Below are 13,441 nucleotides of genomic sequence, written 5' to 3' on the forward strand. Positions count from 1 at the left end.
ACCTGTAGCTTACATGGAAAGAATGAACGGAGTCTGCTAGAATAGACTTAACTGGTTGCAGGTATATAGTTATGTTTAAAAGGCGGGAACAATCTAATGAGAAAAGTGCAACTTGGTGCAGCCAAGCCTGGGGACAAGGTTGCAAAGCCGATTTTTCAAGAAAACGGAAACGTACTTCTTGGAGAAGGTGTCGAGTTAAGTGAACGATATATTAGTCGCTTACAGGCATTGGGCATAGATTTTTTGTTCATTGAGGATGGAAGAACAACAGATATCCTGCCAGAGGATAGCATCCGGGACGAAACACGAACTCAGGCGGTAAATACGATTTATAAGACGATGAACTCTTTTAAAGATGAGGTTGTTTCGAAAGGTCGTACGATTGCTCCTGATATGGGTCGTAACTTTCGTTCTGTATTCGGAAATATAATGCAGGATCTTGCCACGAGACCGAATATGTTAGTTAATTTGACTAGTATTCATTCGATGGATGCTTATTTATTTCAACATTCGTTTAATGTAGCTGTCTTATCGGGCATAATGGGGATCGCAAAAGGTTTTAATAGAAATCAATTAGAAGAACTTGGTATTGGAGCGCTTCTGTACGATATTGGCATGACGAGAGTACCGCAAAAATTGCTTACACACACTGGCCGTTATTCCAGCGAAGAGTTAGAGCAGCTGCGGGCACATCCGAAGGAAGGTTTCGATATCCTCCGGAAATATCATGATATTTCCATCGTCTCTGCGCACTGTGCACTGCAGCATCATGAACGGTTTAACGGTTCTGGCTATCCACGTGGATTAAAGCAGGACGAAATTCATATGTATGCTCAAATTGTAGGGCTAGCAGACACGTATGATGCGCTTGTATCTCCAAGACCACACCGTAAGCGTTATACGACAAGCGAAGCGGTTGAGTTTCTATTCGCAGCTGGTGGAACTTTTTTTGATTTGGATCTCATTAAGCTGTTTTGTAATCATATTTCAGTTTATCCCGTATCAACGACATTGTTATTAAGTACGGGACAAGAAGTTGTAGTTTCACTTAATAATGAGCTAGCTGTACATCGTCCACGCGTTCGGGTTATTAAGGAAGCTGACGGCTCTATTCCGAAATCTCCTTATGATATCGAACTGAAAAACGAGCTTCATATTACGATTGTGAAGGAATTATAAATAATTTAGGTTTTGTATAAGCTTCTTTTGTTCTGGGCGTAGACCGAGGATGAGGGAAGCTTTATTGTTGTCAGTAAGCTGTAATTACTTTGATTATGGGCATGATTGAGGTAAAATGATGAGAAATAGATTGCTTATATGTAAGCAAAAGGAGATTGCGCTCTTGGATGAGTTCGCAAGCATTGGGCATTGGACAGCTGATAGGCAAAGTGACAATTGGCAGAAAAAGCGCGGCGTTGCACTAGGAATTGGTGATGACACTGCCTCTATTGATATAGAATTAGCGGAAGTAGGGATTTCTGGCCCTAAGCGAATCTTACTTACAGTTGATACGATGGTCGAGAGCGTACACTTTAATGGAACAACGATGAGTGATGAAGATGTTGGTTATAAAGCACTTGCTGCTAATGTTAGTGATATTGCTGCAATGGGTGGTGTCCCTCTTCATGCACTAGTTGCGGTAAGTGTTCCTCCTTCTTATCATCCAGAACGAATACGACGTGTTTATGATGGGCTATATGAATGCGCTGAAAAATATGGCATAGCGATAATCGGCGGGGACACGACTTCATCACCCCAGCATATGATTATTACCGTTACGTTAACAGGGATGATTGAATCAGGTGCCGAACTCAAGCGATCCGGCGCGAAGGCAGGAGATGTTATCTTTCTGACGGGGATCGCAGGTAAATCTGCTGCAGGGCTACACATATTGATGGCTAGTGGTGTAGGGACGAGTAGATCGTTATTGCTAGAAGATAAAACGTACACAGCGTTACTTACATCACATAAACGTCCAGCTCCTAGTATTAAAGCGGGGAGATTGTTGTTAGGATCAGGTGCTTGTCACTCTCTAAATGATGTGAGCGACGGTTTAGCGAGCGAAGCGTGGGAAATTGCTGAAGCTTCAGGGTTACGTCTTGTGTTGCATGAGCGACAGTTGCCGAAGAGCGGAAGCTTGAGCTCCTATGCATCGATCGTAGGAATAAACCCGCTGGAATGGATTCTTTATGGTGGCGAAGATTATGTGCTGCTCGGAACGATGGATGGAGGAGTTGCACAGGAAATCAGGGACATGTTCCATTCAGAAGGAATGCCGTTTTATATAATCGGTGAGACGGAAGAAGGAGACCCTGGTGTCGATCTCATTCGTGCAGGCAATGACGGGAATGGTAACGCATTTAGACAATCGATAGAAAAACGTGGATACAATCATTTTCAAAGATGAACGGGTGGATGGAATGGAGCAGAAGAAGGGACAAGCCGCTTGGCAGGTCAACAGTTTGCAAGAAACGATTACATTTGCAAGGCGACTTGCCGAACTCGCTGAACCTGGTGTTATCATTGCATTGGATGGCGATTTAGGGGCAGGGAAAACAGCTTTTTCACAAGCTTTTGCCGGAGCTATTGGCGTACAAGGAATCGTTAATAGTCCTACTTTTACGATTATTAAAGAGTATGAAGGGGCGAATTTCCCCTTTTATCATATGGATGTATATCGTTTGTCGCAGGATGAGGCGGATGATCTTGGACTTGATGATTATTTTTACGGCTCAGGTGTAACGATCGTAGAGTGGGCCAGTCTCATCGAAGATCTTCTACCACCACAGCGGCTGGAACTATTTATTGAAAACTTGGGTGAAGAAGCTAGACGATTTCGGATGATTGGAATAGGAGAACCATATGCCAACTGGTGTGAGGAATGGAACAGGGCGGAGGAGACAGAATGATGGATGAACAAAACAAGGGGGAATATCGTTCGCTTATTGCACTCGATACTTCGACGGCAGCAATGGCCGCTGCGATCTTAAAAGGAGAAGAAGTAGTAGCTGAAATTCAATCTTTGGCGGAGCGTAATCACTCAGTACATGTCATTTCCCATTTAAAGGCGCTTATGTTAGAAGCGGGCATGAATCAAGAAGAGTTGGGAGCAATTGTTGTTGGCAATGGACCAGGTTCTTATACGGGCATGCGTATTGCGGTTACTGCTGCGAAGACGTTAGCTTGGGTTTGGGATAAACCATTAGTTGGCGTTTCTAGTCTTGAAGCTATCGCTTATGGCGCTTGGCATAATGGGCTAGGGAATGATAGCGAGCAAATCGTTAGCCCTACAGAACATTGGATTCTCCCCATTATGGATGCAAGGAGAGGTCAGGTTTATAGTGCTGGTTTCTCGACGACTGAAGGAGCGGAATGGACAAGATGGCTCGATGACGGTGTTCGGTTGATGCACAATTGGGTAGATGAACTTATTGCGAAGCTTAAAGTGGAGCAACAAGGAAAAGAGATCGTCATATGGCTTGTAGGTGATTTATCTCTACATCAACAGTCTGCTGAACTGCTCAAAGAACTTGGACAAGCTGCTGGAGCAGATGTTCGATTATATTCATATGTGCTTGAAGGACAATATTTGGCGAAATTAGGGAAGAAGAAGTTAGAAGCAGGACAATTAGAACATGCACATACCTATACACCTAACTATACACAGCTTACTGAAGCGGAAGTGAAGCTTAAGGCGAAGCAAGCGGGTGAAGCTTAGAGATGAGTGCACAAGTTGATAACATCATATATCGTTTAATGACGTTAGAGGATATACCTGCGATCATCGCGATCGAACAGGAGGCTTTCACTAGTCCATGGACAACAGAAGCTTTTACGAATGAGCTCACGAATAATATGTTTGCGAAATATATGGTTATGGAAGAAGAGGGCATGCTGCTTGGTTATGGTGGCATGTGGATCATTATGGATGAAGCACATATTACGAATATTGCTATTCGTTCAGATCGAAGAGGCTATGGCTTAGGGCATAAGCTGCTGGAACAGTTGCAACGTACGGCTGTATTTTTTGGGGCAGTCAAAATGACACTTGAGGTTAGAGTGACGAACGCACTTGCTCAGCATATTTATCGAAAATTTGGATTCCAGTCTTCCGGCATTCGTCCGCGTTACTACTCCGATAATGATGAGGATGCGCTTATTATGTGGGCTGAGTTAGATACTGAGCAGTTGAAGACAGGAGAGAGCATGTTTTGAGCATACAACAATTAGGTCAAAATGAATTAGTAGCGCACGAGCATTCGCTTATATTGGCAATTGAGACGAGCTGCGATGAAACGTCAGCTTCAGTTATTCGAGGCGGCAAACATATATTGTCAAATGTTATTTCTAGCCAAATTGACATTCATGAGCGATTCGGTGGCGTTGTCCCTGAAATTGCATCAAGAAAACACGTCGAGACGATTACGCTTATTATTGAACAAGCGGTGCAGCAATCTGGTTATAAGCTTAAAGATATGTCTGCTATTGCCGTAACCCAAGGTCCTGGCCTTGTTGGAGCGCTTTTAGTTGGTATTGTAGCAGCTAAAGCTTTAGCGTTTGCTCTTCATATTCCGCTTATCGGAACTCATCATATTGCTGGACATATTTATGCAAATGAGCTCGTACATGAGCTTGAATATCCTTGTATGGCACTGGTTGTATCTGGAGGACATACAGAGCTCGTCTTACTTGAAAGTGAAGGGGATTTCCAAGTTGTTGGACGTACAAGAGATGATGCAGTAGGCGAGGCTTACGATAAAGTAGCTAGAGCACTCCATCTTCCGTACCCGGGTGGCCCTCATATCGATAGATTAGCGATGGAAGCTGCAAGTTCGATTACTCTTCCTAGAGCTTGGCTTGAGTCTGATAGTTATGATTTTAGCTTCAGCGGATTAAAATCTGCTGTTCTTGCTGTAATCAATCAGTCACGAATGAAAGGGCTTGAACTTGATGAAGCAGCGCTCGCACGGGGATTCCAAGAATCCGTTATTGAGGTGCTTGTAACTAAAGCGCTACGTGCTGTGAAACATTATGGTGCTAAACAATTACTGCTTTGTGGTGGAGTTGCGGCAAATCGAGGATTGCGAGCGGTTCTTACGGAACGTTGTAATGGCGAAGGTATTCCATTACTTATTCCACCAGGAACGCTTTGTACAGACAATGCCGCCATGATCGGAGCTGCTGCACATTTGAAGCTCAAGCATGGATTATTTTCCGATTTGGATTTAAGAGCAGACCCTGGCCTTTCTTTGGAACAGTGGTCTATCCATAATAAGCAATAAAAATGATCCATTTAGATATCTGAATTGACAGATAATTATTGAGCGCATATAATAAACAACAATACTAAAAATCACATAGTGAACAAACGCAATGAACAGGAATAGTAAAGCTAATCAGGAATGATCAGGAGCAATGTTTTGCTCCACGATCCAGAGAGCTGTGGGATGGTGCAACGCAGTCGAAGATTGGTTTGAAGCTCGCCTGGGAGCGGAGCGATGGAAGCTTGTAGCAACATTTGTCGATGATCGGCAAGGGAGCGCATGTTACATGGTTACGGTTAACCTCCGTGAAGAGGTTCGTAAGAATCAGCATCCGGAGCTGGTCTTATGATTAAGGTGGGCATACCTTGTACGTTGGTAACTGAAACGTAGGGATGTCAACAAGGGTGGTACCGCGCGGGTCGTAATAGCCTGTCGTCTCTTGAATATAGAGATGACAGGCTTTTTTTGTTGGGAAAACAAGGAATTATCCACATGTGAATAAGTATTAAACGCGAAGAACAGGAGCAAGTAAAATAGAGGCGGGTATAATGAGGGATGATCAACAATCGCAAAGGCGATAACAGATCAGAAATCGGACAGAGAGCTGCGGGTCGGTGCGACGCAGTCGAAGCCAATATTTGAATCTCGCCTGGGAGCGGAACGAGGGAAAAGCGACTCATCATGCGCAGATGATGTCACGTAGTACTTCGTTACGGTTAACCACCGTGAAGGGGTCTTAAGCGGGCTATAACAATAGCCAAGTAGAGTGGTACCACGGCATAAGCGAAAGCTTGTCGTCTCTTATTCAGAGATGGCGAGCTTTTTTTGTTCCCAAAAAAGAGCATTCAAAAACTAGGAGGTCTTTAACAATGACAATTCAAAGAAATAATGAAATGAAAAAAATTCAAATTTTTGATACAACACTTCGTGATGGTGAACAGTCCCCGGGTGCTTCGATTGCTCCTGAACGGAAAATTATTATCGCTCGCCAATTGGCTAAGCTTGGAATTGACGTTATTGAGCCTGGTTTCCCAGTGTCGAGCCCAGGCGAGTTTGCCGCTGTACAGCAAATTTCGAGGGAGCTGCAAGGTGTTGAAATAGCGGGATTTGCAAGAGCAGTTAAAGGTGATATCGATGCTGCGGTTAGAGCAACGGAGGATGCAGCGCGTAGACGCCTTCACCTGTTTATTTCCTCCTCGGACATTCATTTGAATCATCAACTACGTAAGTCGCGTGATGAAGTCGTACAAATTGCTCGCGATATGGTCGCTTATGGCAAGCAGTTTGTCGACGAGATTGAATTTTCGGCGATGGACTCTACACGCTCTGGTCGAGAATTTGTTATCCAGCTTGTTGAAGCCGTCATAGCTGAAGGAGCAACAATTATTAATTTACCGGATACGTTGGGATATGCACTGCCGCATGAAGTTACCCAGTTGTTCCAAGCAGTTCGTAAAGAAGCAAGAGGTGGAGATACTGTTCGTTACAGTGCTCATTGTCATAATGATTTGGGGCTTGCAGTTGCTAACAGCTTGGCTGCCATTCAAGGTGGTGCAACTCAAATAGAGGTTACGGTAAACGGAATAGGTGAACGAGCAGGAAACTGTTCATTAGAAGAGCTAGTTATGGCCATCGAAACACGTAAAGATGCTTTGTGCGCAGAGACAGCTATTAATATCGGAGAAATTTATGAGACATCACGTTTAGTAAGCAGAACGATGAATTTTCCAATTGCGTACAACAAACCTATTGTCGGCCGCAATGCATTCCAGCATGAATCTGGTATACATCAAGATGGTTTGCTGAAAAATCGTAACACCTACGAAATAATGAACCCAGAAGCGATGGGTATTTCGCGGAGTATGATCATTTTGGGTAAACATTCCGGCAGTCATGCCATTAAGCATCGTTTAGCTGAGTTTGGTATCGAGGTAACAGCGGAACAGTTCAAGGATGTGTATAACCGATTCAAGGAAGTAGCGGATGGACAAAAGATCGTCACGGACGATGAACTTATTCGTATAGCTGGCGACTTGACGAAAACAAAGCCGAATCCGTTAGAACTGCTAGATTTGAACGTTCATACCGGTACACAGCAATCGAGAAGTGCAACAGTTACAATTCGCGAAAACATTTCCGGTACGGAAAATGCATATACAGCAATAGGAGAGGGACCTCTTGAAGCTGTCATTCAAGCGATTGGGCAAGCAATTCCAGAATCGGTTGAGTTCGAAGATTTGGAGCTTCATTCCTTATCCACTGGTGAGGATGCTCATGGTGAGGCAGTGGTAAGCATTATTTACAAAGGGAAGAGATTCCGTGGCTCGTCGATTCACAAAGACATTATTTTGGCGGCAGCACAAGCCTATATTTCAGCATGCAATCAGGCGTTGATGACGGTTCAGATTACCTAATTTTCAGAATTGTGCACAAAGTTACCCACATACCAACAATTGCCTGTGTATAAATGTAAAATAAGCTTATATTATGAGGGTTTATAAGATTGGATATAAAAATGTAAACGTGGATAGTTTTTTCACTTGCACGCTGTTGATAGTGTGTATAACGTGGATAAATATCCACGTTCTTTATTGCGTATGAAGAAATGGTGAAAAAAGCAATAAATTCGTGCACAAGTTCGTTATATGTATCGACAGAATTTACTAACAATTTATCAAGTAATGTGCATAACTCTGTGCATAACTATAGTTATACCTTGTGTCTGACTCAGAATGAGCTGTTTTTAGAAGAATTGGTCTTGTTCACTTGTTAGTTCCTACCATAAGAGCGCAATATTAATTTCGCAAATTACTAACGAATTTTTCGGTGTAATCAATGGAATCATACGCTATCGTAAAAAGAACTAGTATGATCACGGAGGTACCCCGAATGGATGGGCAAGCAATTATTCAGGTAGAGACTATAAGTAAACATTACGGCGCGAATATTGCATTAAAGCAAGTATCCTTTCAGGTGAACCAAGGCGAAATTTTTGGTATTACGGGCACGGATGGATCTGGGAAATCAACGTTACTGACACTAATGAAGGGTCAGAGTATTCCAGACGAAGGCGTAATAATGGTGCTAGATTATGATGTGTATGCAGATATAGAACGGTTACGAGAACATAAAAATTTATTTATGAGAAGTGCTTTTCTCATTGAAAAATTAACAGTAGTCGAATCGTTAGAAATGTTTCAAAATCTATATGATGGTTTTGATAATGTTGATATCATTTTAAAGCAATTTGAGCTTTTACCGTATCGGGATAACCTAGTCAGAGACCTACCTGTAGAATTAAAACAACGAACGTTGCTTGCGACTATGGTTGTTCTTAATCCATCCATTATTTTTTTGGATGAGCCTACTACAGGCTTAAATGCAGAAGCAAAAAAAGAATATTGGAACATACTGTCACTATTAAAGATGCAGGGGAAGACGATTATTATTATTTCTCATGACATGTCAGAGATTCAGTATCACTGTGATCGGGTTGGAGTGATGAAGGGAGGAAGACTTGTCGTATGTAATTCTCCCAAAAGATTAATAGGTGAGCTTCCTAAGGAAGGATATTCGATGGAAGCTGTGTATATGTATTATGCTGTTGGGTCTTAAGGGGATGTTGACATTTAAGTGGAATAAAGAAGAATGGCGCGGTGACAATCGGTCCAGTGAACATAGTCAGATTTTACAGAGAAGGATGGAGATGATCGCACTAATTCTAACAAATCGAACGAAGGAGGAATATAAAAAAGTAGAAAAAAAGGATGTGTTGAAGCAAAAACCATAGTATAATTGGCCTATTATTGAAGGTTCCGGGGGTTTTTTATGGAGGATCTTAACGAGCGATTAGGCCATAGGATGCAGGAAATTGTTCAAAGATGGTTTATTACATCTCATCTTTCTGAATACGCACTTACGTTTATTGAGGATAGGCTGCAAGAGTCGCTATTATTCGGTCAGTTGACGATAGCTCATTATCGTATGTTCGAAGGGAAAGAGGCTGACATCGAACAAGCCGCTGCAGCTGTTGAGCTATTTAAATTGGCAGCTGACATCTTGGATGATCTTCAAGATGGTGATGCCCCTTCTAAACCTTGGATGAATACCCCGCAACCTCTGGTACTTCATGTGGCTACATCATTTATTATTTTGTCTCAGCAAGCATTACTTGAAAGTGTGAACAGTGCTCAGCTTCGTGGGGAATTAGCCCTAATGATGAATAAGCAATTGTTGCAGTCGGCTAATGGTCAAATGATAGATCTTATGAATGATATAACAGATGAGCAAGATTATTTGGATATGGTGAAGCAAAAAACTGGTGCACTTATGGTATTTACTTGTATGGCTGGTGTCATATTAGCTGGACGACCATGGGATGATACCGTTGAACAGTATGCGTTAAATTTGGGGATATCTGCACAAATACGTAATGATGTAAGAGATTTGCTCAGTTGGGATGAAAAAAGTGATTTTCTTACACGTAAAAAAACGTTGTTAACACTGTATTTACTAGATACCTTATCAGAAAATACGATGTGGTTAAAAGAGTATTACGACGGAGATTTGGAGTATAACGAAATATCTAATCGAGAAACTGAATTTCAACAGTTTTGTGATCGTTCAGGCGCAACTTTGTATGGTTCGGTTATAGGACGTATGCACTACAATTTGTTTGAGAATATGTTGGGCAATCTTCCTGTTGAAACATGTTGGAAGGACGATATTTTGCAGATCCTAAGCGAAAATAGGGAGAGAAATTAAAGACGCAAAAGATATTTCGTTAAATACGAAACACGATTGCGTTTTACAATAGAATAGTTGCTGTTATAGTAACTTTGTACCATAGGAGTGCGCTTACATAAATTAGTACGAAGCGGGGGCGTTGAAATGTTGAAAGAAGTGATTCGCCAACTGGCAAACAATTCTGATAAAATGTCTATGTTTATGGGCGGGCAGCTTCATTTCGCTGGAGTTACGGTTGAAGAGAATAGGGCACTTATGGGAGAATTGAAGGATAAGAACCCCAGTGAAAATGGATATGTGTTTAAATGGCACTGAATAAATATTAGTTTGAGAGGAAGAGATTGCATGATAACTAGCTGGAAAAATCGTACCATTACAATTCTCTTCCTTCTAGTTTTGATCTCGATTGTAGTTAATCTTACTCTTGTAATAGCTAAAGCTCCTTCTATACGTGTTGATTTAACGAAAAACGCATCAAACGAAAACATAGTTAGGATTGCTGAACCGGAGGGACAAGGTAATCAGTTAGGAATTCAGATAGGAGATCGCATCCTTGAGATAAATGGAAAACCGGTTAATGAGTTTTATAACTTTTTAAAATACAACTCATTAGAAGGTGCCGAAAATGTGCTTATTCTACAAAATGGTAGCGTGACTAAGTTCATAGCATTTGCACAACAATGGTCCAGTGACCATTCCGCATTGGAACTATTACATCAATTATATATTCCTGGTGTATCCCTAATTATCTTTTTCGCTTTTTCTGCTTTTCTTTATATTAAAAGGCGAGATGATTTTGCAGTAATTATCCTTATTCTTTTTTTTATAGCGATAGGAATAAGTTATTATGGGTCAGCAGCTTCTACGTTAAGAAACCCTGTTGGGAATTCAGTTATATATGTCGTTTTACCTAATATCCCTCTCATTTTTATGAGTTTTATGAATATTTATTTGAAAAGGTTTAGCTCCAGACTTATCGGTAAAGGAACGCTTAGATTTTTATACATCATAGTTGGAATCATGTCTCTAGCGAGTATGATTTATATTTGGACGGATGTTTTTTCTGTAGAAGCATATCGTTACATTTCAACTACCTATGTGTCTTTAATTATGGTGAGTAATTTAATCTGTACTTTCACGCTACTAACAAAATTTTTAATACATCGAAAAACAAAGCTTAAATCATTATTTACCATTACCTTATTGGCTCATCTAGTAGCGTTTATGCCATTTTCAATTTTTAATCTACTACCGGGTATGTTAGGTGTTAAAGAGTTATTTCCATCAGCCTTTTCAGCATTGTTTTTGTTTGTGTTACCGATTGTTTACTTTTATCTCTCAACCTCAAACCAGTTGTTCGATATCGATTTTATTATTACTCGATTTAAATACTATACCGCAATATCGTTGTTGCCCGCATTACTTTTAGCTGCTCTAGTTTCATTTGTATTAATAAGTAATGATGGCAGTTTGTGGTCGGATTGGATAGTTACTTTTGTTATCGTATACATAGGAATGACATTGTTCTTGTATGTGAAAGAACAGATCGACCAACGGTTCAGACCAGGGTTATTTAAAGCTATGTACAGCTATCAAGATAGTTTGGATAGATTTTCCCGAAATATTGCTAGAGTTATGAAACATTCTGATTTAGAGGGTGTTTTAAAGCAAGAAATAAATGACCTTCTACCAGTTAATCGAATAACCTTTCTTGTAGTCGATCAAATGGAGCAATCGATCTTTCCAATGAGTGATAACCACGAGGAGAAGGTTACGGAAGATTTTTTACTTGGCATGGTAGATTCGTTAAAACTAGGGGAATTGATAGATTTACCGTATGGACTTGGTCTAATCATCGGAAAGCAACGAGCGCGTTATCATATTTTGTGGATTGGTCTCAAATCGAATCATACTCGTTATAATTCAGACGAGATCCGTTGGCTGAAGACAATGGCTAACTACTCTAGTATTGTCTTCGAGAACCTTTATTTAATTGAAGGTTTAATAGAGGATTTACAATCTGAGGTGCGGAAAGAAAATACGGCATCACCATGGGTGCTACGGATGTTATTTTGTTTATCGGAAAATGAAAGACGTAAGCTCGCTGCCGATTTGCATGATTCAGCCTTGCAAGATCAGTTGTTATGGTACCGTAAATTGGAAGCCATTAAGACAGATCATTTGATTTCAGATGAGCTAGGGCTGGAACTAGACGATATTAAAGAAGGTTTACTTGATGTCATTCATCAAATCCGGGAAACGTGTAATGAATTACGTCCACCGCTGCTCAAAGAAATGGGTGTTGTAGAAGCGGTTGAATCCATCATTGAGCATACCCAGATGAGAGTAAACTTTGAGGTTCAGTTCCGTTCTCATTTGTTTAATGAACCATTAGATGAGGAACAGATTACGGCCATCTATCGGATCGTGCAAGAGTTATTGCGTAATGCCAATAAACATGCGGCTGCTAAGCTTGTGCAACTTGATCTAGAACTACGTGAAGGAACACTTTATTTCCGTTATCAAGATGATGGTATTGGTATGGAAACGAGACATATGATGGAGTCATTTGAACATATGGGGTTATCAGGTATAAAAGAACGTGTAGCAAGTCTAGAAGGAGATATTTCCTTCTACTCAGAACACGGGAAAGGTTTGGAAGTTATTATTCTTATGCCGATTATCAGTTCATATGGTCGATCGGAGAGGGGATTATTACGTGATTCGTATCTTATTAGTTGACGACCATCCTTCTGTTGGAGAAGGAACCAAAACAATGATTGAGCAAGATAGCGACATGGTAGTAACAGTAGCGATGTCAGCTCTTGATGCGTTAAGTAAAGTTCAGGGTGAACCGTTTGATCTTATTTTATGTGATCTTAATATGCCAGGAATAAGTGGTCTAGAGTTGACGAAACGTCTAATACAATCTGACCCAGAATGGAAAGTTATTATATATTCCGGATACGAAATAGGATCGCATTTCAACTTGTTAGTGGAATCTGGCGTTTCAGGTTTCATCTCAAAGACAGCTTCTAGAGAACAATTACATAACTCCATTCGCTGCGTATTACGTGGAGAAGCAGTAATTCCAATATCATTGCTCAAGCAGCTTCGTAGAAATGAAGTAGCGATCTCAAGATCAGAGTTATCAGTAGAGGATGTTTCTATTAACGAGAAGGAAATGGTCATTCTTAGCGAAGTAGCAGCTGGTATTAGCAACAAAGAACTAGCGGCTACACTTCATGTAAGCCAGCGGAATGTAGAGTATCAACTGACCAAAATATTTGAAAAACTAAATGTACGGTCACGGTCAGAAGCGATAAAAGAAGCGAAGCGACTTGGATTAATAAGTATGGAGCAATATTAGAATCGAATGGAAAAGACAACAAAAGAACAGAACAGCCTCTAGTTACAAGGCTGTTCTGTTC

14 protein-coding genes and 1 other annotated feature are annotated in these 13,441 nt (G+C 41.0%); all 14 genes read left to right on the forward strand.

The window, feature by feature from the left end:
• Window positions 1-96: 96 nt before the first annotated feature.
• The 14 genes from I6N90_RS19645 (at window position 97) to I6N90_RS19705 (ending at window position 13,380) form a co-directional block, all read left to right on the forward strand.
• Window positions 97-1,179: an HD-GYP domain-containing protein gene (locus I6N90_RS19645; RefSeq protein ID WP_197937359.1), complete on the forward strand. Its 1,083-nt coding sequence runs from the start codon at window positions 97-99 to the stop codon at window positions 1,177-1,179.
• Window positions 1,180-1,342: 163 nt separating this feature from the next.
• Window positions 1,343-2,407, forward strand: a complete 1,065-nt coding sequence (thiL, locus tag I6N90_RS19650; RefSeq protein ID WP_232243174.1) for a thiamine-phosphate kinase — start codon at window positions 1,343-1,345, stop codon at window positions 2,405-2,407.
• Between the two features lie 13 nt (window positions 2,408-2,420).
• Window positions 2,421-2,909 carry a tRNA (adenosine(37)-N6)-threonylcarbamoyltransferase complex ATPase subunit type 1 TsaE gene (gene tsaE, locus I6N90_RS19655; RefSeq protein WP_197937577.1) on the forward strand — a complete coding sequence of 163 codons (489 nt, stop codon included), beginning with the start codon at window positions 2,421-2,423 and terminating at the stop codon, window positions 2,907-2,909.
• Complete coding sequence (gene tsaB / locus I6N90_RS19660; RefSeq protein WP_232243175.1) at window positions 2,906-3,718, forward strand: tRNA (adenosine(37)-N6)-threonylcarbamoyltransferase complex dimerization subunit type 1 TsaB; 813 nt, start codon at window positions 2,906-2,908, stop codon at window positions 3,716-3,718. Before tsaE ends, tsaB begins: the two co-directional genes overlap by 4 nt.
• 2 nt (window positions 3,719-3,720) lie before the next feature.
• Window positions 3,721-4,215, forward strand: coding sequence for a ribosomal protein S18-alanine N-acetyltransferase (rimI, locus tag I6N90_RS19665; protein ID WP_197937362.1), 495 nt, complete (start codon window positions 3,721-3,723; stop codon window positions 4,213-4,215).
• Window positions 4,212-5,282 (forward strand): tRNA (adenosine(37)-N6)-threonylcarbamoyltransferase complex transferase subunit TsaD, encoded by a 1,071-nt coding sequence (gene tsaD / locus I6N90_RS19670; protein ID WP_232243176.1) that lies wholly within the window; start codon window positions 4,212-4,214, stop codon window positions 5,280-5,282. The genes rimI and tsaD overlap by 4 nt, the downstream gene beginning before the upstream one ends.
• Before the next feature lie 160 nt (window positions 5,283-5,442).
• Window positions 5,443-5,613 carry a hypothetical protein gene (locus I6N90_RS19675; protein ID WP_197937363.1) on the forward strand — a complete coding sequence of 57 codons (171 nt, stop codon included), beginning with the start codon at window positions 5,443-5,445 and terminating at the stop codon, window positions 5,611-5,613.
• Between the two features lie 213 nt (window positions 5,614-5,826).
• Window positions 5,827-6,069, forward strand: a binding site (T-box leader).
• Window positions 6,070-6,157: 88 nt separating this feature from the next.
• Window positions 6,158-7,678, forward strand: coding sequence for a 2-isopropylmalate synthase (locus I6N90_RS19680; protein ID WP_197937579.1), 1,521 nt, complete (start codon window positions 6,158-6,160; stop codon window positions 7,676-7,678).
• Window positions 7,679-8,153: 475 nt separating this feature from the next.
• On the forward strand, window positions 8,154-8,879 hold the full coding sequence (locus I6N90_RS19685) for an ABC transporter ATP-binding protein (protein ID WP_197937364.1): 726 nt from the start codon (window positions 8,154-8,156) through the stop codon (window positions 8,877-8,879).
• 4 nt (window positions 8,880-8,883) lie between these two features.
• Window positions 8,884-9,054 carry a hypothetical protein gene (locus I6N90_RS24895; protein ID WP_232243177.1) on the forward strand — a complete coding sequence of 57 codons (171 nt, stop codon included), beginning with the start codon at window positions 8,884-8,886 and terminating at the stop codon, window positions 9,052-9,054.
• A gap of 38 nt (window positions 9,055-9,092) precedes the next feature.
• On the forward strand, window positions 9,093-10,028 hold the full coding sequence (locus I6N90_RS19690) for a polyprenyl synthetase family protein (protein ID WP_197937365.1): 936 nt from the start codon (window positions 9,093-9,095) through the stop codon (window positions 10,026-10,028).
• Between the two features lie 126 nt (window positions 10,029-10,154).
• On the forward strand, window positions 10,155-10,325 hold the full coding sequence (locus I6N90_RS19695) for a competence pheromone ComX (protein ID WP_197937366.1): 171 nt from the start codon (window positions 10,155-10,157) through the stop codon (window positions 10,323-10,325).
• A gap of 30 nt (window positions 10,326-10,355) precedes the next feature.
• Complete coding sequence (locus I6N90_RS19700) at window positions 10,356-12,752, forward strand: ATP-binding protein (RefSeq protein ID WP_197937367.1); 2,397 nt, start codon at window positions 10,356-10,358, stop codon at window positions 12,750-12,752.
• Complete coding sequence (locus tag I6N90_RS19705; protein WP_197937368.1) at window positions 12,730-13,380, forward strand: response regulator transcription factor; 651 nt, start codon at window positions 12,730-12,732, stop codon at window positions 13,378-13,380. Before I6N90_RS19700 ends, I6N90_RS19705 begins: the two co-directional genes overlap by 23 nt.
• Window positions 13,381-13,441 lie beyond the last annotated feature (61 nt).

The organism is Paenibacillus sp. GSMTC-2017 (assembly GCF_016019935.1).
In the GTDB taxonomy this organism is placed as follows: domain Bacteria; phylum Bacillota; class Bacilli; order Paenibacillales; family Paenibacillaceae; genus Pristimantibacillus.